The organism is Mesorhizobium sp. M0227, assembly GCF_040321855.1.
Classification (GTDB): domain Bacteria; phylum Pseudomonadota; class Alphaproteobacteria; order Rhizobiales; family Rhizobiaceae; genus Mesorhizobium.
Window position 1 is genome coordinate 309,378 of record NZ_JAMYSJ010000002.1, and the last position, 19,992, is coordinate 329,369.

The following is a 19,992-nucleotide window of genomic DNA, read 5'->3' on the forward strand; positions in this document are numbered from 1 at the left end:
CTACTGCTCTTCCTTGGTCGTCATACCTGGGAATTCCGGCAACCAGGGCAGCGCCGAGCGGTGCCAGCTTTGCCGTCTCGGGACCAGCTGTTCACGTTGCCGCGCCGTGCCGACCCGGATGCCATAAACCTTCGGCCCGTCGCCAACCGATGTCGCGTAGAGATGCGAGCCGCACTCGCCGCAAAAGCCCTGCGCGCGCTTGTCGCCGCTCGATCCTGTCTTGATATAGACCTTTGGCGCACCCTTGGTGATCCGGTAGTGGCCTTCCGGCGCGCCCACGGTCACGCGAAAAGCCGTTCCGGTCAGTTGTTGGCAATCGGTGCAGTGGCAGATTCCGGTGTTCTCCGGGTCGACCTCCGCCTCGTAGGTGATGGCGCCACAATGGCAGCCGCCGTCGATTTTCATCTTCGCTCCTCCAAAGTCCCTTTAATCCTAGCGGGGGAAGACCGTGAGGCAATGGCGCAGCGCTAGTCCAGAGCCGGATCGGATGCGTTCTCGATCAGCCTGCGCCGCTGCTCCCAGGTGCCTGACGTCTGCGGCTTGACGAACAGCCGTGTGATCTCCGGCATCTCCTTCTTCAGCTGCGCCTCCAGGCGCTCGACGCAAGCTTCGATCTCGGGCGCCGTCAAATGGTCCTCGAACTCGATGCTGAGCCCGGCGACGATCTCTGCCGGCCCCATATGGACGGTCAGCACGCCGTTCGCCCGCTGCACCGCCGGATCCTGCTGGGCGATCGTCAGCACCTTCATCTGCACCTCGAGCGAGGCCGGCTCGCCGATCAGCAGGCCCTTGCTTTCGCGGGCCAGGAAGATTGCCGTCGCGCCCAGGATCAGCCCAATGCCGATGGAGGCGGCGCCGTCGAGTTCCGGCATCTCCAGAACTTCCGCCGCCAGGATGCCGGCGAACGCGACGATCAGGCCGAGAAGTGCTGCGCTGTCCTCGAACAGCACGGTGTAGACGCTCGGATCCTTGCTCGATTGCACCGCCCGCAGCCAGCCTTGCTTACCCTTCTGCTTGCGGAACTCCCTCAGCGCGACCAGCCAGGAGCTGCCCTCGAACAGAAAGGACAGGCCAAGAACGATGTAGTTGACCTTGCCGTTGGCGACCGGCTCCGGCGCCATCATATGGATCACGCCTTCGTAGAACGACACGCCGGCGCCCAGCGCGAAGACGAGGAGCGCGACGATGAAGCTCCAGAAGTAGAGTTCCCGGCCGTGACCGAGGGGATGCGTCCGGTCGGCCGGGCGGGCGGCACGGTGCATGCCGTAGAGCAGCAGGCCGCCATTGCCGGTATCGACCAGCGAATGCACGCCCTCCGACAGCATCGCCGAACTGCCGGTAAAGGCGGCGGCGGCGAACTTGGTCAGCGCGATGGCGAAATTGCCGGCGAGCGCCGCGTAGATCACCTTTTTTGAGCCGCCGTGCCCGGCCATGGTGCTGTCCCCATTCGATGCACACCCAGTCTAATGGTCAGATGGAAGAAGCTCCACAGCCACCACAACGTGTGAACCGCTGGCTCGTTCAAAAACGGCGGTCGTTAAAGAGGTTTGTCGTTAGAGACTGGTAGGCAGAACGACTACTCGATGATCTCGCTGGTCCACACCTTGAAGCCGGCAAGCGTTCCCGGCCCGAATATATGGGTCAACGGAACGTCGGCGGCGTCGCGGCCGGAGGCGATCAGGATGCGGCCGATGCGCGGTGCATTGTTGCGCGGGTCGAAGACATGCCAGCGGCCGCCGAGATAGACTTCCATCCAGGCGCAGAAATCCATGCTCGCCCATGGTTTCGGCATACCGATGTCGCTGATGTAGCCGGTGCAATAGCGCGTCGGGATGTTGAGTGCCCGGCAGAAGGTGACCGCGAGATGCGCATAGTCGCGGCACACGCCGCTCTGTTCGCGATAGGCTTCCGCGGCGGTGCGTGTCGGCCGAGCATTGCCGTAGTTGAAGACGATGTGATTGTGGACGAAGTCGCAGACCGCCTGCACGCGCGGAATGCCCAGCGGCGTGTTGCCGAACAGCCGCCACGCTTCATCAGCCAGAAGGTCGCTTTCGCAAAAACGGCTGGGCAGCAGAAACAGCAGCGTGTCCGCCGGCAGATCGCGCACCTCGTGCTGCCAGGCCATCAGGTCGCCCATCTCGAAAGTGCCGGGATCGCGGATCACCGCGTCGGTGCCGAAGGTGAAACGCCCGGGCGGCGCAACGAACCGGTTGCACCAGTTGCCGAAACTGTCGCGATAGCTTTCGATCGGCACCGGCGGGTTGGAGATCAGGAAATCCGGCCGCTCGAGATCGGAGGCACGCGAATAGTGGACATTCAGCATTGCGATGAGCGGCGTTTCCTGCGGAAAGTCGAAGCTCATCTCGCAGCCGATGTGAATTCGCATTGTCGTCCTGACGGCCTGCCTGACGATCACCGGGCGGAGGCACGGGTTGATGCTGCAGTGCGAAGACAACCATGGCATGGACCGCCATGGTTTACGAGCGAATTAGAAACCGGTTGAAAGCGAGCCGCTGACGGCGGCAGCAGTCGCTAACCCCTTGCAGTCCGGCGGTTCTCTTGTTTCACTTCGCTTCCCACATCAGGAGGAACGAATCATGGCTAAAGGTGCGATGAAGGCAGGCAAGGAAGCCCGCAAGCCGAAGAAGGACGCCAAGAAGCCCGCCCCGGCTCCGGCCCTGAAGGCGCCGCCGGTGAAGGCGATGAAGCTCAAGGACAAGTAAGTCCGGCCGATTTGCTTCGAAATGGGATTGCGACCGGCAGCGCTGTTGCCGGTCGTTGTTGATCGAGCGCTCGAAATTCCTATATTGGCGTGGCGGGGGCGACCTCGCGCTTCCCCAAAATCCGGACGGGACGACCCGCCATTGTTTGATTGATCGTCGGACTCCGAAAATCACTTTTCGGTCCGATGCTCTGATGGAGCGTTGTCGATGTCTTGGATTCTTCTCTTTTTTGCCGGCCTGTTCGAGATCGGCTGGGCAATCGGCCTCAAATACACCGATGGCTTCTCGAAGCTCGTGCCCACCGTGCTGACCGTTGCCTCGATGGTCGTCAGCCTAACTCTGCTCGGCCTGGCGCTGAAGGCGCTGCCCGTCGGCACCGCCTATGCGGTGTGGACCGGCATCGGCACCGTCGGTACGGCACTGCTCGGCATCTGGCTGCTCGGCGAACCAGCCACCGCGATCAGGCTGGCCTGCATTGCGCTCATTGTCTGCGGCATCATGGGATTGAAGTTCGCCGCCTGACCGATAGCGCTTCTTGTTTTATGCATGTCGTCCTCCCAAAACCGGGACCACTTATGGGCGACATGCATGGGACAAACACAATCAGGGCCGCTGCGAGGCGACCCTGATTCTCGAAGCCGATTGCTTCGTAGCCTGGAGGCTAGCGGGCCGAGAAGCCCGGCGGCGTCCTGCCGGTGCGCTGCTTGCGTGCCGCATAACGCGCGTCACGCTTGGCCTTGCGCTCGGCTTCATCGGCCAGAAAACGGGCGATGCGCTCGTTCTCTTCGGATTCCCGAATCTTGGCCTCAGCCTGTGCAGCTTCCTCGGCGGCGATACGTGCCGCTTCGGCTGCTGCCTCGCGCTCGGCCTTCTCAACCGCTTCGCGTGCCAGCTTCTCCTGCTTCAGCCGGGCCTTTTCGGCCTCGCGGATTTCGCGAGCCGCAAGGATAGCCTTGCGTTCAGCCTGCCGCGCCAGCACTGCGGGATCATCCGCCGCCGGCTTTGCCTTGAAGCGCTCGAGGAGCGCCTTCTTTGCCTCGTTTGCGGCGTTGCGCCGCTCGAAAACGTCTTTTTCCCTGTAGATAGCCAAGTCCACTTCCCTGAAGTCAATTCGCGACGCTTACATACGCGCGAAAACCGAGAGTTCAAGCGCCAAAACGGCATGGCAGCCATGAAATTGTCGGCTGTTGCAGCCGGGAGACGCCTTTGGAGCAATTCCAGGAGAAGTGTGAAGCGGTTTTCCCGGGAAAAGCGCGCAGCGCTTTCCCTTGGGAATTGCGACGAAGAGATAGAGTCGAAAACGACATGCACTGTTCACCGTCGCCCCTCTGGCAGCGAGGTTGGCGGATGGCTACGTCTAGCGGCAAATTCCAACATCAGGATGACATTAGATGGAACTCGGTCTCTACACCTTCGCCGACGTCAGCCCGCAGCCGGGCCCCGGCGCAATCGGCCCGCATGAGCGGCTGCGCAACCTGATCGAGGAGGTCGAACTGGCCGACCAGGTCGGCCTCGACGTCTTCGGCCTCGGCGAGCATCACCGGCCCGACTATGCCGCCTCCGCACCGGTCGTGGCCTTGGCCGCGGCGGCCGAGCGTTCGAAGCGCATCAAGCTGACCAGCGCGGTCACCGTTCTGTCCTCCGACGACCCGGTGCGCGTTTTCCAGCAATTCGCCACGCTCGATCTTCTGTCGGGCGGCCGCGCCGAGATCATGGCCGGGCGCGGCTCGTTCATCGAATCCTTCCCGCTGTTCGGTTACAACCTCGAGGGTTATGACGAGCTGTTCGCCGAAAAGCTCGATCTGCTGCTTGCCATCCGCGACAGCGTGAAGGTCACCTGGTCGGGCAATCTGCGCGCGCCGATCAACGATCGCGGCGTTTATCCCCGGCCCTTCCAGGACAGGCTGCCGGTCTGGATCGCCATTGGCGGCACGCCGCAGTCTGCCGCCCGCGCTGGCGCGCTCGGCCTGCCGCTGGCGCTCGCCATCATTGGCGGCGAGCCGGCGCGTTTCGCGCCGCTGTTCGATCTCTACCGCGAAGCCGCCAAGCGCGCCGGTAGTGATCTGGCGGGCCTCGCCACCAGCATCAACGTGCACGGCTTCATCGCCGAGACGACCGAGCAGGCGGCCGACGATTTTTACGGCCCGCAGGCGGAGGTGATGAACCGCATCGGCCGCGAGCGCGGCTGGGGTCCGACATCCCAAGCGCATTTCGACCAGTCGCGCGGCCCGAACGGGGCCTTGTTCGTCGGCGGCCCCGAGCAAGTGGCTGAGAAGATCGTCGCCCAGCACAAGATCTTCAAAAACGACCGCTTCCTGCTGCAGATGGCGATCGGCACCATGCCGCATGCCAAGATCATGAAGGCGATCGAACTCTACGGCACCAGGGTGGCGCCAATCGTACGCAAGGAAACAGCCAAGGCTGAGCCGGCACCGGCAGCGCCGGTCGCCTGACCCGGAGTCCGGTGCGAGCGGCCTCATTCCGGAAGCCGGCTCATGGAACCTGCGCCCATAACTCTGCGTTCATGCAGGCAATAGCCGATCGCCGAGGGCGCCGGCTCGAGGGTGAGCATGAAAACCGAACCCGCTGCCTTGGCTCACGCCGTCGCCGACGAATCGGATTCGCGCGTTGCGGCCCGCGCCGACACGCATCTGATGCGTTCGCTGCTCGTCGGCATTTTCCTGTTCATGGCCATCTATGCACTCTACTTCGCTCGCGCTTTCTTCATGCCGGTCATTCTGGCTTTCCTGCTGGCGCTGACGCTGACGCCGATCGTTAGGCTCCTGCGCAGGCACGGCATCTCCGAAGTGATTTCGGCGACCCTTCTGGTGCTGGTGTCGATCTGCATCTTTGCCAGCGTAGGCTACCTGCTCAGCGGACCGATCATCGACCTCATCAACAACACCTCTTCGATAGGCCAGCAACTTGCCGAACGGCTGGCACAATTGCGCCGCCCGCTCGAGAAGATCATGCAGATTTCGCATCAGATCGAACAGCTGACCCAGACTTCGCAGGAGCCGGGCATTCAGAGGGTGGCGGTGGCGCAGTCCGGCATCCTGTCGGCGGCCGCCAGCAACATCCTGTCGGCGGGAACAGGCCTGACCATCATCTTCGTGCTGTCGCTGTTCCTGCTCGCCTCCGGCACGATGTTTTATGAAAAGATCATCCAGTCCTTCGCCCGCCTCAGCGAAAAGAAACGGGCGCTGCGCGTCGTCTATGACGTCGAGCGCGAAATCTCGCACTATCTGCTCACCGTCACCATCATCAATGCCGGCCTTGGCACAGTCATCGCTCTCGGTCTGTGGGCGCTTGGCATGCCCAATCCGCTGGTCTGGGGAGCCGCCGCGGCGTTGCTCAACTTCTTGCCCTATGTCGGAGCGCTGATCACCATTGCGCTTGTCACGGTCATGGCGTTGATCAGCTTCGATACCATCTTCTACGCGCTTCTGGCGCCGGCCTTCGTGATCTTGTGCGACATCGTCGAAGGCCAGTTCGTGACGCCGATGGTGGTCGGCCGGCGCCTGGAGATCAACGCCGTGGCGATCTTGATCGCCATCGCCTTCTGGTCATGGCTGTGGGGCTTCGTCGGCGCCCTGATGGCGGTGCCGCTGCTGGTCGTCATCAAGGTATTCTGCGATCATTTCGACGGGCTTAGCCATGTCGGCAACTTTCTCTCCGCGCAGCACGCGGTTGTCGTCGAGGAGGACGACATCGCCGACCCCGAAGCTGTCAAAGGCTGATCAATATTTTTGAATTTGCGGCGCCGCCGGATGCTTCCTACATGCGGTCCTGACACAGGATCCCACCCATGACCGCTCTTTCCGTTCTCGACCTGTCGCCGATCGTCGAAGGCAGCGATGCCTCGCAGTCGCTGGCCAACTCGCTCGATCTTGCCCGCCATGCCGAGCGCCTGGGCTACAAGCGTTTCTGGCTGGCCGAGCATCACAACATGCCGGGTATCGCCAGCGCGGCCACAGCCGTCGTCATTGCCCATGTCGCCGGCGGCACCAAGACCATTCGCGTCGGCGCCGGCGGTATCATGCTGCCCAACCATTCGCCGCTTGTGATTGCCGAGCAGTTCGGCACGCTGGCCGCCTTGCATCCGGGCCGCATCGATCTCGGCATCGGCCGGGCGCCCGGCACCGACATGGGCACCGCCCGTGCCTTGCGCCGCAATCTCGAGGCCGGGGTCGACAATTTTCCTCAGGATGTCGTCGAGCTGATGGGCTATTTCCAGCCGGCTGAGGAAGGCCAGCGTATCCGCGCCGTGCCCGGCGAAGGCGAGGACGTGCCGGTCTGGATTCTTGGCTCCAGCCTCTACGGCGCGCAGCTCGCCGCCATGCTCGGCCTGCCCTACGCCTTCGCTTCGCATTTCGCGCCGGCGGAGCTGGATCACGCGCTGGATGTCTACCGCTCGCGCTTCCAGCCGTCCGAGCAGCTCGACAAGCCGCATGTCATGCTTGGCCTCAATGTCTTCGCCGCGCCCACCGATGCGGAGGCCCGTTTGTTGTTCACCTCGCTGCAACAGGCTTTCGTCAATCTGCGCACCGGCCGGGCCGGCCGGCTGCCGCCACCTGTCGAGAACTATGACCGCGATCTCGATCCCATGGCAAAGACAATGCTCGGCCAGGCATTGTCCTGCGCCGTCGTAGGCTCCCCGGAAACGGTGCGGCAAGGCATCGATGCCTTCGTGCGCCGCACCGGCGCCGACGAACTGATGGTCACCGCGCAGATTTTTGATCATGCGGCGCGGGTGCGATCGTTCGAGATCCTGGCCGAGGCGCACAAATCCCTGTCGCAGGCGGCCTGACAAATCCTGGTACGACTTACGCCGGGGGAAGGCTACGCGCTCACGCTCTGCGCAATCGCGCCGAGCGGACGGCATGAATTGCGGATCATCAGCCGGCCCTTGAGCAAAAGCTTGCGCGGCGGCGCGTCCCTGTTGCCGGCAAGACGGTCGAGAAGCAGATTGGCCGCCTGTTCTCCGATCGCCTGCACCGGCTGGGCCACCGTGGTCAACTGCGGCTGGAACACGTCGGACCATGGAAAGTCGTCGAAGCAAGCGACCGAAATGTCTTCCGGGCAGGACAGGCCGATGTCGCGGATCGCCTTCATGGTGCCGATCACCATCGGGTTGTTGGCCGAGAAGATAGCACTTGGCCGATCATGCGAGGAAAGCATCTGCATGGTTTCGTTATAGCCGTCGATCTCATGGAAATTGCCGAAGCGGATCAGTTCTTCGGCGATCGGCAGGCCGGCGGCGTGAAGCGCCTCGCGATATCCCGCCATGCGGTCATGCATCGGCGAGATGTCCGAGGTGCCGGTGATGTAACCGATGCGCCGGTGGCCGAGATTGATCAGATAGGTGATGGCGTCGAACACCGCGCGCTGGTTGTCCAGCACCACGGCATCGGTGTCGACGCCTTTGCAGATACGATCGAGCAGCACGACCGGCACGTTGGCGTCGTCGACGATCCGCTTGAGGATCGCGCCGTCGCCGACGCGCGCCACGATCAGCCCGTCGACCATGCGGTCGAGCAGCAGCCTGATCTGGTCGTCCTGGGTGTTCAAATCCTCGTCCGTGCAGCACAGCATGACGGCATAGCCGGCCCGGTCGAAGGCCTGCTGGATGACCGAGACGACATCGGTGAAGAACGGGTTGGTGATGTGCGGCACGGTCAGTCCGATGGTGCGGGTCGTGCCCATCTTCAGGCTGCGGGCGATCGCGTTGCGCTTGTAGCCGATATCGCGGATCGCCTGCTCGATGCGCTGGCTAAGCTCCGGGCTGACCGTCGCCGTGCCATTGATCAGCGCCGAAACGGTGGCGACAGAAACACGCGCCGCTTCAGCCACATGAAGCATGGTGGGCGCGGTGGATTTGCGGTGTCTTTTTTGCCCTGACGCTGTCATTTTCGAAACGTTTCGCCACCCCTTGCTGGCCAATACGTACGGAATCCTGTCCTTTTAAGCAAGAATCGAATTGCATCAAACGCCCGGCACCTTATATCGGCTTGACATGATCGAAACGTTTAGATTAGCGTTTGCGGGAAATTGACGACGACGGAAGGGAGGCCGCCATTGTCATGCAAGAGAGCAATTCCCTTTCCCCGCAGCACGGTGCGGCTGATCGGTCGGACACCGTTCTGAGTGCCAAGCGCATTTCCAAGAGCTTCGGCGGCATCGCCGCGCTTGTCGATGTCAGCTTTGAGCTGCGTCGCGGCGAGGTTCATGCCTTGATGGGCGAGAACGGCGCCGGCAAGTCGACGCTGATGAAAATCCTCTCCGGCGTCTATACCGGCTATGAAGGCACGGTCAGCGTCGATGGCCGCCCCGTCAGCTTCGCCGGAGTGCGCGATGCCGAGGATGCCGGCATCGCCATCATTCATCAGGAACTCAACCTGGTGCCCGAACTCAGCGTCGCCGACAACATCTTCCTCGGCCGCGAGAAGCTGATCGCAGGGCTGATCGTCGACCGCAAGGCAAGCAGCCGCGCGGCGGGTGCTTTGTTGCAGCGGCTCGGCATCGAACTCGATCCGCAAGCCCGCGTCGGCGCCTTGCGTGTCGGCGAGCAGCAACTGGTCGAGATCGCCAAGGCGCTGTCGATGTCGGCGCGCATCCTGATCATGGACGAGCCGACCTCGGCGCTGTCGCCGGCCGAATGCCAGCGGCTGTTCCGCATCATCCGCCAGCTTGCCGACAGCGGAGTCGCCATCGTCTACATCTCGCACCGCATCGACGAGGTCGTGCATCTGGCCGGTCGCGTCACCGTGTTTCGCGACGGACGCCATGTGCTGACCGAGCCGATGGCCAGGCTCGACGAAGATGCGATCATTTCGGCGATGGTCGGCCGCAACCTGCTTGCTTCCTCCCAGGAAGAGCGCAACACCACTGGCATGACCGTGCTTTCGGTCGAAAACCTGTCGCTGTCGAAGCCCGATGCGCATGGCTGGCGCACGGTGATCGACGGCGTCGGCTTCGATCTTGCCGCTGGAGAAATCCTTGGCATTGGCGGGCTGCTGGGTTCGGGCCGCACCGAGATCCTGGAAGCGATCTTCGGTTCGAGCGATGGCCGCACCGGCGGCGAAATCCGTATCGACGGCCAGCGCATGGATATCCGTTCGCCGCGCGATGCAAGGCGGCTGGGCATCGCGCTGGTGACCGAGGATCGCAAGACGCAAGGGTTGCATCTGCAGGCTTCGATCGCGGACAATGTCGCGCTGCCGCTGGTCGGCTCGCTGGCCCGCTTCGGCATCCGCTCGCTGGCCGGCGAGCAGGGGCTGGCGCGGCAGGCGGTCGAGGCCCTCGGCATCCGCTGCCGGGACATCGATCAGCCCGCCGGTACGTTGTCGGGCGGCAACCAGCAGAAGGTCGTCATCGGCAAGTGGCTGGCAACCAGGCCAAGGGTGCTGCTGCTCGACGAGCCGACGCGCGGCATCGATGTCGGCGCCAAGCGCGAGATCTACGACCTGATCTTCAGGCTGGCGCGCGACGGCCTCGCCATCGCCGTCATCAGCTCCGAACTGCCGGAGCTGCTGCACCTCTCCGACCGCATCCTGGTGATGGCCGATGGCCGCCAGACAGGCATTCTTTCCCGCGACGCGGCCAGTGAGGAGGCCATCATGCGCCTCGCCGCCCCGCGCCGGACCATATCGAGACCAGCCGCATGACTGCCCTGAAACTCCTGTCCCGAACCAAGCTCTATTGGGGCCTGATCGCCATCTTCCTGATCGGCGTGCTCGGCTCGCCGATGAGCTCGAAGGGCAACAACATCTTCCTCTCCTACGGCAATCTGCTCGATGTGCTGCGCCAGGTGTCGACCACCGGCCTGATCGCCACCGGCATGACGGCTGTGATCATCACCGGCGGCATCGATCTCTCCGTCGGCTCGCTGATGGCTATCTGCTCGGTGGTCTGCGCCATGCTGCTGACGGTTCCAGGCGTGACACCAGGCGTCGTGCTGGGCGTGCCGACCGTCGCTTTGGTGGCGCTTTGCCTCGGTTTCGTCGTCACCCGTTTCATCTTCCAGAACCTGGCAAAATCCCGCGCCGGCGCCGATCTCCTCCGCGAGATCAGGCTGGACGGGATTCGTGGGGTGGTCACGCCCGCCGTCGTCGGCGTGGTCCTGTGCTGCCTGTCGCTGTGGTTTCTGCTGCCGCAGATCGAGCCGAAATTCGGCGTGCTCGGCGTGCTGCTGGTGGCGCCATGCGTCGGCTTGCTGTTCGGCGCGCTCAACGGCTTCATCATCGTTGCCGGGCGGCTGCAACCCTTCATCGTCACCTTGGCGATGATGGTGACGGCGCTCGGCATCGCACGGCTGACCGCCGGCCAGAACAATGCGGTGCTGCCGGTCTATACCGGCTCCAACGCGACCGCCGATTTCGAGATCCTGCGCTCGCTGGTGTTCGGCATCATCCCGATGCCGGGCCTGTTCTTCCTCGGCGCCATCCTGATCTATGGCGCGGTGCTGCGCTTCACGCCGTTCGGCCGCTATGTCTACGCCATCGGCGGCAACGAGGAGGCGGCGCGCCTCTCCGGCATCGCCGCCGGCCGCGTCAAGATCGCTACCTATGCTGTCTCCGGGCTGCTCGCCGGCATCGCCGCCGTGCTCTATGTCGCGCAGTACCGGCAAGGCAAGCCGGATGCCGGCGCCGGGCTGGAGCTCGATGCCATAGCCGCCGTGGTCATCGGCGGCACCAGCCTGATGGGCGGCCGCGGCAGTCTCACCGGCACGTTCTGCGGCGTGCTGATCTTCGGCCTGCTCTCCAACATCCTGCAGCTCCACAACATCAATTCGAACCTTCAGCTGGTGCTGAAGGGGATGATCATCATCGGCACCGTGCTCGTGCAGGAGCGCAATGCCGGTGATCTCCTGGCCTATCTGCGCCTGCCCGGCGGGCAATCGGCGCATAAGGAAACGGCCGCGGCAAAGCGGCCGTCGCAAGAGACACCGTCTCTCAATCTCGGAGGAAACAAAAAATGAAACGACGTGACATGCTGAAGCTTGCCGCCCTGACCGCGGCGCTGCTGACCACCACCGCGCTTCTGACCACCGGCAATGCCTTCGCCCAGGACAAGAAGTGGAAGATCGGCTTCTCGCAGGTGACGACCATCGAGCCCTGGCGCGCGCAGTTCAACAAGGACATCCTGGCCGAAGCCGCCAAGCATCCCGAGGTCGAACTGATCATCACCGACGGCGAGGACAAGACCGAAAAGCAGGTCGCCGATGTCGAGAACCTGATCCGCCAGGAGGTCGATGCGCTGTTGGTGTCACCGAAGGAATCTGCCGGCCTGACCGGCGTCGTGCAGCAGGCGATCGACGCCAAGATCCCGGTCTTCGTGCTCGACCGCAATGTCGACACCAAGGACTACACGCAGTTCGTCGGCGGCGACAACGCGCTGATCGGTCGCGCGGCCGGCGAATATGCCGTCGAACTGCTTGGCGGCAAGGGCAAGGCTGCAGGCAACGTCGTCGAGATCTGGGGCGGCATGGGCACCCAGCCGGCGCATGACCGCCATGACGGTTTCCATGAATTCACCGACAAGGAACCGGGCATCAAATATCTGCTCGACCAGCAATCGGGCGACTGGAAGCAGGACCAGGCCTACAATCTGATGGCCAACGCGCTGAAGAGCAACGAGAAGATCGATCTCGTTTACGGCCACAACGACCCGATGGCCTATGGCGCCTATCTCGCCGCCAAGGATGTCGGCCGCGAGAAGGACATCAAGTTCATCGGCATCGACGGCCTGCCCAATGAAGGCGTGCAGATGGTCAACAAGGGCGAGCTGACGGCGACCTTCACCTATGTCACTCCCGGCGCCGAAGGCCTGCGCCAGGCGATCAAGTTCCTCAACGGCGAGAAGGTCGAAAAGACCATCACTCTGCCGACCGAGAAGATCACCAAGGAAAACGCTGCCCAGGTGCTGAAGGACAACGGCCTCTGAGCCAAGCTTCCTGCCGGGTGCCTTTATGGTGCCCGGCGGTCTAAGCCAGCTTCACCAGCAGCTTCATGAAGGTGGCGATCTCCTTGGCGGAGAGCGGCGCCAGCGTCTCCTGGGTGATTTCGCGCGCCAGCGGGATCAGGCGCTCGATCGCATCGCGGCCTGCCGCGGTCAGATTGACCAGAAGCCGTCTTTTGTCGACCTCGTGCTTGGAAAGCTCGACCAGGCCGCGCGCCTTCAGCCGGTCGATGACGCCCTTCACCGTCGCCGCATCCATCGCGATCAGCGTGCCGAGCTGGTTCTGCGAGGTCTCGCCGACGTCACGCAGCTTGGCCAACGCCGCGAATTGCGGCGGCGTCAGGTCGCCGATATGCGCGGCAAAGATCGCGACATGGCGCTGATGCGCCTTGCGCAGGATGAAGCCGACCTGCTCCTGCAGGAGGTAATCCTGGTCGTCCGAGGTCTCGACCTCGACCAGCTTGAGCAGATTGTCCTCGCCGCTCACCGCAAGCCATCCCAGGCTTCGATGTCATCGGCCGCGAGACCACCCATCCGATCGTGAATGCGCGGGCCGCAGGTCATGGCGAGGCAGAACAGGATCTCGTCGGGGCGCGGACCATCGGGCATGCCGACTTCCATGGCGTCGAAATGGCTGCGCACATAGGCGGCGTTGATGTGGCCGAGCGGGACGTCGAGCTTCGAACCGAAAGCGCCGACCTTCTTCGCCGACGGCACGATCGCCTTGGCGTCGCCGAGCCGTTCGCGCATGGCGTAGCCGCCGGGCACATGCCACAGCGCACCGTGTTCCAGCTCACCCGCCGTGCCGACAATGGCGCCCTTGCCGTAGCCGTCGATCTGCTTGACGTCGCCGCCGAGCGCCGCGATCAGCCGGTCGACGAGCAGCAGGCCGAGCGGCTTGAGATCGTCCATGGCGCTCTGCAGCTCCTCGACATAGCGCCCGGCGAACAAGTTTTTCACGAGCGCCATGGCGGCGGCGCGGCGGCGCGGCACCCTGGCCACCGGCCCGCCCTCGTGAAAAATCTCTTCGGTCAGCACCGCGATCTTGCGGATCGGAAACTCAGGCATGGGCAACCTCCTCCCTCGAACTTTTGTTGGGCGCGGCAAGCGCAACCGAGCCACTGATGCGGGCCTCACCGCCAAGAAACAACGCCGATCCGGCAATGAGGCCGCGCCGGCGAAAATCTTCGGCGACGGCAAGGCCATTGTCCAGCGCCTGCGCCACTTCGCCAGGTGCAAGCGTGCCGACGTGTTGGGTCACCAGTAGCGAGCCAAGATCGCTGTCGGGCGACAGTTCATGTGCGGAAATGCGTCTGATGGCGGGATTGCCAGGCAGGTCCACTGCGTTGGCAATGAGGGTCGCCGCCGCATCGGCCTCGGCGCCGGTCCGCGCGAGCACGGTGACGGCGTCGGCAATGCCAAGCGAGAAGGAGCGGCCGCGCCAGCCGCTGGTGGCAACGCCACGAACGCCATCTTCCGCGCGGATCGTGATCCGGTCGGCCATGCCGTTGCCGGTGCCGGCGACCGCCAATCCCATCGACTGTCCCCTGCCGATATGGATTGCGCAGTCGCCACCGTTGTTGACATAGGCGCGATCGAGCTTGCGACCCTCAAGCAATGCGGCGAGCATTTCGTCGGCTACCGATCCCGCGACGGCGGCCATCGGTGTTATGAAGCATTCCGCCAGGGGCATAACAGCTGCCTCCATGCGGCGCGCCGTCGGGCCGGCGAATGTGCGCGGCACCAGGAAAAACGCCGGCAGCCGCAATTCGGGGAGTTCCTCGACCAGCTCCATCAGGATCGTCTGGAACCGCGCTACGGCTTGTTCATAGGCTCGGCGGCATTCATCCGCCTCACCAAAAACCTCGACGATCAGGTCGATCGGCCCGTGGTTGAGATGCAGCCGCCTGCCGTCCTGCAGCCAATGGGCTTGCGGACCTTGCATCACCCGGCCCCGTTCGGGCCGGCACGACGTAGCTGCGCGAGTGGCGGCCATGGATTGTTGGCTTCGGCGCCGGTGCCGCGGCGCGGATTCAGGTACTCACCGCCTTTTGCGACAATGTCCTCGACGCTGCGTATCTCGGCCTCGTAGCCGCCGAGCCTGACATAGTCGTCGCGGCGCAGCGTGAACTCGATCGGGGCCACCAGCGCCGGCGTCGGCACATAGCCGAAGGCGCCTTCCGGCACTCGTGTGACATCGACCATCAGCGTGATGCCGCCGCCCGGCCAAACATAGACCGGCGCGCCGCCGACCGTCACATAGGTCTTCAGGCCCTGAACCGAGCGGGTGAGATTGACCGGGTTTTCGGTGACGCCGGCCCGCAGCGAACCGCCGGCACCGCCGATGAACAGCACCGTGCACAAAGCCGGCTCGCAATTGTCCTCGATCAGGCCGACCGACTTTTGCAGCCGTTCGGGGAAAGGTTTTTGCACCGGTTTCAGCTCGTCATCGAGCTCGTAATAGGCGAACTGCTCGCCGGTGGTCGACACCATCAGCAGCGACAGACCCGGCCGCGCGCCTTTCTTGGCGTTCCACTCGCCGAGGATCGACAGTGGGTCGGAAATGCTGGTGCCGCCCCAGCCGAGACCGGGTTCGGAGACCTTGAAATAGCGGCCCGGCGTCGAACGGCGACCAATGATCTTGATGCCCGTATCCTGCCAGCCCAGAACCTTGCCAGCCTGGTGCTCGGAAACGACGCCGGTGATGTGGTCGTCGACCACCACCACCTCGTCGACCAGGCCGCGCCATTGCGTGGCGAACATGCCTATGGTCGCCGAGCCGCAGCCGACGCGCATGCGGTGTTCCTGCTTGCCGTCGATGACAGGCGCCTTGCCGGCTTCGACTGTTATGGTGGCGCCGCCGTCGATGGCCAGTTCCACCGGCTTGCGGTTGCACAGATTGAGCAGAGCGTCGCAGGTGGCGCGGCCCTCGGCCTTGGAGCCGCCGGTCAGGTGATGCACACCGCCCAGCGACAGCATCTGCGAGCCATATTCTCCCGTCGTGACATGGCCGATCGCTTCGCCTTGCGATCGCACGACAGCCGTTTCGGGTCCGATATGACGGTCGGTGTCGATCTTCACCTTGACGCCGCAATACGAAAAAATGCCTTCGGTGACCACGGTCACGAGATCGACGCCTTCGACTTCCTGGCTGACGATGAACGGGGCCGGCTTGTAGTCGGGATAGGTGGTGCCGGCGCCGATTGCCGTGACGAAGCGGCGGCCGGTGTTGACCAGTTCGCCGTCCCAGGCCTCGCCTTCGGCAATGAACGGCACGATTGCCGCGCCGGTCTCGGCCGCATGGTCGAGGATCGTCAGCGGGTCCATCCGCACGATCCTGCCGCCGACATTGCCGTAGCGGTCGCAGGCGCCCGTGCGCCCATCCGCGATGTAGCACATCACCGGACAGGCATCGCAGCGGATCTTCTCCGCCACCAGCTTCTCGCCGGGATCATGGGTTTCGAAGCGTTCGGCAAGCTCGCTCATCGGCGTGCCTCCTTTTCGCGGATGCCATCTTTTTCGCGGATGCCAGCGCGGATACGCGTCGGCGTCGCCGGTATCTTGGTGACCAGGACGCCGGTGGCGTGGCGGATGGCATTGAGGATTGCCGGTGCCGTCGGGATCAGCACATGCTCGCCCAAACCCTTGGCACCGAAGGGTCCTTCCGGGTCCGGAACTTCAATGAGAATGGTCTCGATCGGCGGCACGTCGCCAATGGTCGGGATGAGATAGTCGTGCAGATTCTCGGTGCGGCCGGGGATGTACTCTTCCATCAGCGCCATGCCGATGCCTTGCGCGATACCGCCTTCGATCTGGCCCTCGGCCAGCAGCGGGTTGATCGCCTTGCCGACATCGTGCGCGGCGGTGATTTTCAGCAGCTTCACCGTGCCGAGCTTGAGGTCGACCTCCAGTTCGGCGATCTGCGCGCCATAGCCGTAAACGGCATAGGGCTTGCCCTGTCCTTTGGCATCGAGCGGCAGTGTCGGCGGATCGTAGGTCTCCTCAGCACGGAAGACGAAGCCTTCGGTATCCACATCCAATGTCGCGAGATCGATGCGGCGCGTGGCTTCGCCTTCGCGGATGACGATCGCGGGGCCGTCGAGTTGCAGGGCTGCGTTTTTGGAAACATTGGCAAATCGCAGGATCTTTTCGCGCAAGGCGCGGCCGGCCTTTTCGGCTGCCTTGCCGGTGACGAAAGTCTGGCGCGAGGCCGAGGTCTTGCCGGCGTCGGGAGTGATGGCTGTGTCGGCGCTCTTCAGTTGGAATTTCTCCAACGGCAGGCCGAGAGCGTCGGCGCAGATCTGGGTGATGACGGTGTTGGAACCCTGGCCGATATCGACGGCGCCCTGGTGCAGGATGACCGCGCCGTCGGCCGCGATGCCGACCCGGATTGTCGACGGGTTGGGCAGCGAGGTGTTGCCGCAGCCATACCAGCAGGACGCGACGCCAACGCCGCGCTTTCTATCCCTGTTGGCACTGTTGAATGCATCCGCATCAGCCGTCGCGCGCACCCAATGCGGCTGCAGCGATTCGAGGCATTCGGCAATGCCGACGCCGGACTCCAGAAGCTGCCCGGTAACCGTTTCGGAACCGTTCCGAAGGCAGTTCCTTAAGCGGAAGTCGAGCCGGTCCATGCCGAGCTTGCCGGCCAGCTCGTCATAGAGCGTCTCCTGCATGATCGTCGCTTGCGGGACGCCGAAGCCGCGGAAGGCACCGGAAATTGGCCCATGCGTGTGAATGGCGCGGCCTTCGGCGCGGTAGTTCGGCGTCGCGTAGGGTCCGGAGGCGTGCACCGGCACGCGGTTGGCCACGGTAGGGCCCCAGCTTGCATAGGCGCCGGTGTTGAAATCGCCCTCAAAGATCATGCCGGTGACGAGGCCATCGGCATCGGTGCCGATAGTCGCTTTCATCTCGGCCGGATGGCGCTTGGTGGTCGACATCATCGATTCGTTGCGGGTGTAGGCGAGTGCCGCCGGCCGCCCCGTCTTCATCGCCACAAGGCCGATCAGCGGCTGCAGCGAAACGTCGAGTTTGGAGCCGAAACCGCCGCCGGTCGCGGTCGGCACGATGCGCACCTTGTCGACGGCTAGGCCGAGCACCTTCGCCGTCTCGTCGCGGTCCATATAAGGCGCCTGGGTGCAGGCGACGACCACCAGCGTGTCGCCGTCCAGATAGGCATAGCCGGCTTCCGGTTCGATATAGGCGTGCTCGACATAGGAGGTGTCGATGGCGCCGGACACGGTGAACGCAGCGCCGGCAAGCGCCGTCTCGGGGTCGCCGCGTTCGACCAGGCCGGAGGTGAGCAGGTTCGCCGGCCGACTTTCATGGATCAGCGCAGCACCCTCAGCCTGCGCCTCAGTGGGTTGCAGAAAATGCGGCAGTTCGCTCCAGCGGATAGGAAAATCCGACAGGTCGAGATCGAGGATCGCCTCGCGCTCGCCGGCGACCAGCGCCACCGCCTCGCCGCGAAGACGAGTAAAACCTACGGCCAGCGCCGGCTGGTCGGCGAATGGGCCGATAGCGCCGAAACAGTTTTTTCCCGGAATGTCGGCGGCGGTGAAGACCCCGGCGATGCCAGGATGCTGTTTCGCCCAGCCGTCGAGGTCGCCGAAGGCGAAACTGGCGTGATAATGCGGCGAGCGGACCACCAGCACGGCCAGCGCATCGGCGGGGAAGGAATCGCCGCCGAATTTCTCAGCCCCGGTGACCTTCGGCACGCCGTCGAGTCGGATCGGCGAGGAGCCGATCGCGTGGCCGGATGGGGGCAAGCGGAAATCCAGGCTTGCTGCCTGCAGCGAGGCATCCATCACTGCGGCAATGATCTTCCGGTAGCCGGTGCAGCGGCACAGAATTCCGCCGAGCGCGTCCTGTACCTCGACCTCGGTGGGGCTCGCCTTCTTCTCCAGCAACGCCGTCGCCGCAACCAACAGGGCGGGCGTGCAGATCCCGCACTGCGCGGCGCCGTAGGCGAGGAAAGAGGCCTGCAACGCCGACAGCCGGCCGTTGGAAAGCCCTTCGACTGTCGTCACCGATGCGCCGGCAGCGGAAGCCGCCGGCATCAGGCAGGCGCAGACGGGATCGCCGTCGACCAGCACCGTACAGGCGCCGCAATCGCCGGCATCGCAGCCGACCTTGGTGCCGGTCAGCCCCAGTTCGTCGCGCAGCACCAGAGACAGCCGGCGCAGCGGCGGCACATTGACCGAGACGGCGGCGCCGTTGACCTCGAAGACGATATCGGCGCGCGCAGCGCCGAAGCCTGGCTGGGCACTGCTCGGATCGGGCAAGGCTTCACGCGCGTCAGGCTGAATTTGGCTCATGCCGCCACCTCTTCGCAAGTCGTCCGGCCCACAGCCGCGAGCACGGCGCGGGCAACAATCTCGCGCACCGCATCGAGCCGGTATTCGGCGCTGCCGCGCACATCGGCGATCGGCGACAGTTCGCTCATCGGCGCGGACAGGACCGCAAAGGCAAGTCCGCCATCCGCCGGCAGCCCGCACAACGCGGCTTCGACGCCGGCCAGCCGCCTGGCCACCACCGAGCAGGAGCCGGCGGCGACCGCCGCTTGCCGGACAAGGCCGTTTTCGACGACCAGACGTGCCGCCACCATGGCAATGGAAATGACGAGATAACGGCGCGCGCCGAGCTTGACGAAAGCCGACATGCCCGTAGCAGCGGGTCTCGGCACGCGGATGGCCGTGACCATCTCACCGGGCAGCAGAGCCGTTCGGCGGTTGCCGAGAATGAAGTCCTGCAGCGGCAGGTGCCGCGTGGCTGCCACCGAGCGCAGCTCGACCTCGGCATCGATGACGAGCAGGGCAGGCACACCGTCGGCGGCCGGCGACGCGTTGCAGACATTGCCGGCGACCGAGGCGACGTTCTGGATCTGCACCGAGCCGACCTCGCGCGCCGCCTGTTTCAAGGCATCGAAGGCCGGCGGCAAGGGGTGGCGGACGATGTCGGTCCAGGTCGTGCGCGCGCCGATGACGAAATGGTCGCTCGTCTCGGCAATGCCGCGCAGCGAACCCAGGCCGTTAATGTCGAGAACATTGTCGCGGAAGGGTTTGCTGCCCTGTGCCGGATAGAAATCGGTGCCGCCGGCAAGGATGCGCCAGGCGCCCTCGCCAAGCAAAGCGAGCGCTTCGTCGACCGAGGTGGGTTTCGCGTAACGGATCACGCTTTGCCTTCCAGAAAAGGAACTTTCCGAATCCGGTATTTCCGGCGTTCAAGCCGAGAAATTCATTCGTATGCAAATGATATCAAGCCCGCAGGATTTGTCAAAGCCGGAGTTTGCAGCGACCCGGCCGGCACG

The 19,992-nt window shown here is 64.1% G+C and carries 19 protein-coding genes; 8 read left to right on the forward strand and 11 right to left on the reverse strand.

What is annotated here, in order from left to right; all coding sequences use genetic code 11:
* The 3 genes from NKJ00_RS05075 to NKJ00_RS05085 form a co-directional block, all read right to left on the reverse strand.
* Complete coding sequence (locus NKJ00_RS05075; protein ID WP_023810754.1) at positions 1-405, reverse strand: GFA family protein; 405 nt, start codon at positions 403-405, stop codon at positions 1-3.
* Between the two features lie 62 nt (positions 406-467).
* Complete coding sequence (locus NKJ00_RS05080) at positions 468-1,433, reverse strand: cation diffusion facilitator family transporter (protein ID WP_352629008.1); 966 nt, start codon at positions 1,431-1,433, stop codon at positions 468-470.
* A gap of 143 nt (positions 1,434-1,576) precedes the next feature.
* Entirely contained in the window at positions 1,577-2,386 is an 810-nt protein-coding gene (locus NKJ00_RS05085) for a transglutaminase-like domain-containing protein (RefSeq protein ID WP_023810752.1), read from the reverse strand.
* Positions 2,387-2,597: 211 nt separating this feature from the next.
* Here NKJ00_RS05085 and NKJ00_RS05090 point away from each other — a divergent pair, with 211 nt between their 5' ends.
* Together NKJ00_RS05090 and sugE are read left to right on the forward strand one after the other, a co-directional pair.
* A complete protein-coding gene (locus NKJ00_RS05090; protein WP_013528464.1) occupies positions 2,598-2,723 on the forward strand; it encodes a hypothetical protein in 126 nt (41 codons plus the stop codon).
* Between the two features lie 207 nt (positions 2,724-2,930).
* Positions 2,931-3,245, forward strand: a complete 315-nt coding sequence (gene sugE, locus NKJ00_RS05095; protein WP_013528463.1) for a quaternary ammonium compound efflux SMR transporter SugE — start codon at positions 2,931-2,933, stop codon at positions 3,243-3,245.
* A gap of 139 nt (positions 3,246-3,384) precedes the next feature.
* On the opposite strand, the gene NKJ00_RS05100 is transcribed toward sugE, so the two are convergent.
* Entirely contained in the window at positions 3,385-3,813 is a 429-nt protein-coding gene (locus NKJ00_RS05100; protein ID WP_023761392.1) for a DUF6481 family protein, read from the reverse strand.
* A gap of 301 nt (positions 3,814-4,114) precedes the next feature.
* Between NKJ00_RS05100 and NKJ00_RS05105 the strand changes: the two genes are divergently transcribed.
* From NKJ00_RS05105 to NKJ00_RS05115, 3 genes are all read left to right on the forward strand, one after another.
* Positions 4,115-5,176 (forward strand): LLM class flavin-dependent oxidoreductase, encoded by a 1,062-nt coding sequence (locus NKJ00_RS05105; protein WP_352629010.1) that lies wholly within the window; start codon positions 4,115-4,117, stop codon positions 5,174-5,176.
* A gap of 117 nt (positions 5,177-5,293) precedes the next feature.
* A complete protein-coding gene (locus NKJ00_RS05110; protein ID WP_023810749.1) occupies positions 5,294-6,463 on the forward strand; it encodes an AI-2E family transporter in 1,170 nt (389 codons plus the stop codon).
* 68 nt (positions 6,464-6,531) lie between these two features.
* Positions 6,532-7,533: an LLM class flavin-dependent oxidoreductase gene (locus NKJ00_RS05115; RefSeq protein WP_352629013.1), complete on the forward strand. Its 1,002-nt coding sequence runs from the start codon at positions 6,532-6,534 to the stop codon at positions 7,531-7,533.
* 32 nt (positions 7,534-7,565) lie between these two features.
* On the opposite strand, the gene NKJ00_RS05120 is transcribed toward NKJ00_RS05115, so the two are convergent.
* Positions 7,566-8,585, reverse strand: coding sequence for a LacI family DNA-binding transcriptional regulator (locus NKJ00_RS05120; RefSeq protein ID WP_023810747.1), 1,020 nt, complete (start codon positions 8,583-8,585; stop codon positions 7,566-7,568).
* 221 nt (positions 8,586-8,806) lie between these two features.
* Here NKJ00_RS05120 and NKJ00_RS05125 point away from each other — a divergent pair, with 221 nt between their 5' ends.
* The 3 genes from NKJ00_RS05125 to NKJ00_RS05135 are packed head-to-tail and all read left to right on the forward strand — an operon-like array spanning position 8,807 to position 12,668.
* On the forward strand, positions 8,807-10,390 hold the full coding sequence (locus NKJ00_RS05125) for a sugar ABC transporter ATP-binding protein (protein ID WP_352629015.1): 1,584 nt from the start codon (positions 8,807-8,809) through the stop codon (positions 10,388-10,390).
* Complete coding sequence (locus NKJ00_RS05130; protein WP_352610963.1) at positions 10,387-11,703, forward strand: ABC transporter permease; 1,317 nt, start codon at positions 10,387-10,389, stop codon at positions 11,701-11,703. The genes NKJ00_RS05125 and NKJ00_RS05130 overlap by 4 nt, the downstream gene beginning before the upstream one ends.
* A complete protein-coding gene (locus NKJ00_RS05135; protein WP_023810744.1) occupies positions 11,700-12,668 on the forward strand; it encodes a substrate-binding domain-containing protein in 969 nt (322 codons plus the stop codon). The genes NKJ00_RS05130 and NKJ00_RS05135 overlap by 4 nt, the downstream gene beginning before the upstream one ends.
* Before the next feature lie 40 nt (positions 12,669-12,708).
* Here NKJ00_RS05135 and NKJ00_RS05140 read toward each other — a convergent pair whose 3' ends face one another.
* From NKJ00_RS05140 to NKJ00_RS05165, 6 genes are read right to left on the reverse strand one after another with little or no spacing between them, the layout of a single operon-like run.
* Positions 12,709-13,170 (reverse strand): MarR family winged helix-turn-helix transcriptional regulator, encoded by a 462-nt coding sequence (locus NKJ00_RS05140; RefSeq protein WP_352629017.1) that lies wholly within the window; start codon positions 13,168-13,170, stop codon positions 12,709-12,711.
* Complete coding sequence (locus tag NKJ00_RS05145; protein WP_352629019.1) at positions 13,167-13,751, reverse strand: amino acid synthesis family protein; 585 nt, start codon at positions 13,749-13,751, stop codon at positions 13,167-13,169. The genes NKJ00_RS05140 and NKJ00_RS05145 overlap by 4 nt, the downstream gene beginning before the upstream one ends.
* Positions 13,744-14,628, reverse strand: a complete 885-nt coding sequence (locus NKJ00_RS05150) for a UPF0280 family protein (protein ID WP_352553137.1) — start codon at positions 14,626-14,628, stop codon at positions 13,744-13,746. Before NKJ00_RS05150 ends, NKJ00_RS05145 begins: the two co-directional genes overlap by 8 nt.
* Positions 14,628-16,169 (reverse strand): 6-hydroxynicotinate reductase, encoded by a 1,542-nt coding sequence (locus tag NKJ00_RS05155; RefSeq protein ID WP_352440582.1) that lies wholly within the window; start codon positions 16,167-16,169, stop codon positions 14,628-14,630. Before NKJ00_RS05155 ends, NKJ00_RS05150 begins: the two co-directional genes overlap by 1 nt.
* Complete coding sequence (locus NKJ00_RS05160; protein ID WP_352553135.1) at positions 16,166-19,000, reverse strand: molybdopterin-dependent oxidoreductase; 2,835 nt, start codon at positions 18,998-19,000, stop codon at positions 16,166-16,168. The genes NKJ00_RS05155 and NKJ00_RS05160 overlap by 4 nt, the downstream gene beginning before the upstream one ends.
* Positions 18,997-19,857 (reverse strand): FAD binding domain-containing protein, encoded by an 861-nt coding sequence (locus NKJ00_RS05165; RefSeq protein WP_352629021.1) that lies wholly within the window; start codon positions 19,855-19,857, stop codon positions 18,997-18,999. Before NKJ00_RS05165 ends, NKJ00_RS05160 begins: the two co-directional genes overlap by 4 nt.
* Positions 19,858-19,992 lie beyond the last annotated feature (135 nt).

Coding starts and splice junctions, on each gene's coding strand:
- NKJ00_RS05125 (WP_352629015.1), top strand. CDS start 8,807: ATGCAAGAGAGCAATTCCCTTTCCCCGCAGCACGGTGCGGCTGATCGG.
- NKJ00_RS05155 (WP_352440582.1), bottom strand. CDS start 16,169: ATGAGCGAGCTTGCCGAACGCTTCGAAACCCATGATCCCGGCGAGAAG.
- NKJ00_RS05080 (WP_352629008.1), bottom strand. CDS start 1,433: ATGGCCGGGCACGGCGGCTCAAAAAAGGTGATCTACGCGGCGCTCGCC.
- NKJ00_RS05090 (WP_013528464.1), top strand. CDS start 2,598: ATGGCTAAAGGTGCGATGAAGGCAGGCAAGGAAGCCCGCAAGCCGAAG.
- NKJ00_RS05105 (WP_352629010.1), top strand. CDS start 4,115: ATGGAACTCGGTCTCTACACCTTCGCCGACGTCAGCCCGCAGCCGGGC.
- NKJ00_RS05075 (WP_023810754.1), bottom strand. CDS start 405: ATGAAAATCGACGGCGGCTGCCATTGTGGCGCCATCACCTACGAGGCG.
- NKJ00_RS05085 (WP_023810752.1), bottom strand. CDS start 2,386: ATGCGAATTCACATCGGCTGCGAGATGAGCTTCGACTTTCCGCAGGAA.
- NKJ00_RS05150 (WP_352553137.1), bottom strand. CDS start 14,628: ATGCAAGGTCCGCAAGCCCATTGGCTGCAGGACGGCAGGCGGCTGCAT.
- NKJ00_RS05115 (WP_352629013.1), top strand. CDS start 6,532: ATGACCGCTCTTTCCGTTCTCGACCTGTCGCCGATCGTCGAAGGCAGC.
- NKJ00_RS05135 (WP_023810744.1), top strand. CDS start 11,700: ATGAAACGACGTGACATGCTGAAGCTTGCCGCCCTGACCGCGGCGCTG.
- NKJ00_RS05110 (WP_023810749.1), top strand. CDS start 5,294: ATGAAAACCGAACCCGCTGCCTTGGCTCACGCCGTCGCCGACGAATCG.
- NKJ00_RS05120 (WP_023810747.1), bottom strand. CDS start 8,585: ATGCTTCATGTGGCTGAAGCGGCGCGTGTTTCTGTCGCCACCGTTTCG.
- NKJ00_RS05145 (WP_352629019.1), bottom strand. CDS start 13,751: ATGCCTGAGTTTCCGATCCGCAAGATCGCGGTGCTGACCGAAGAGATT.
- sugE (WP_013528463.1), top strand. CDS start 2,931: ATGTCTTGGATTCTTCTCTTTTTTGCCGGCCTGTTCGAGATCGGCTGG.
- NKJ00_RS05160 (WP_352553135.1), bottom strand. CDS start 19,000: ATGAGCCAAATTCAGCCTGACGCGCGTGAAGCCTTGCCCGATCCGAGC.
- NKJ00_RS05130 (WP_352610963.1), top strand. CDS start 10,387: ATGACTGCCCTGAAACTCCTGTCCCGAACCAAGCTCTATTGGGGCCTG.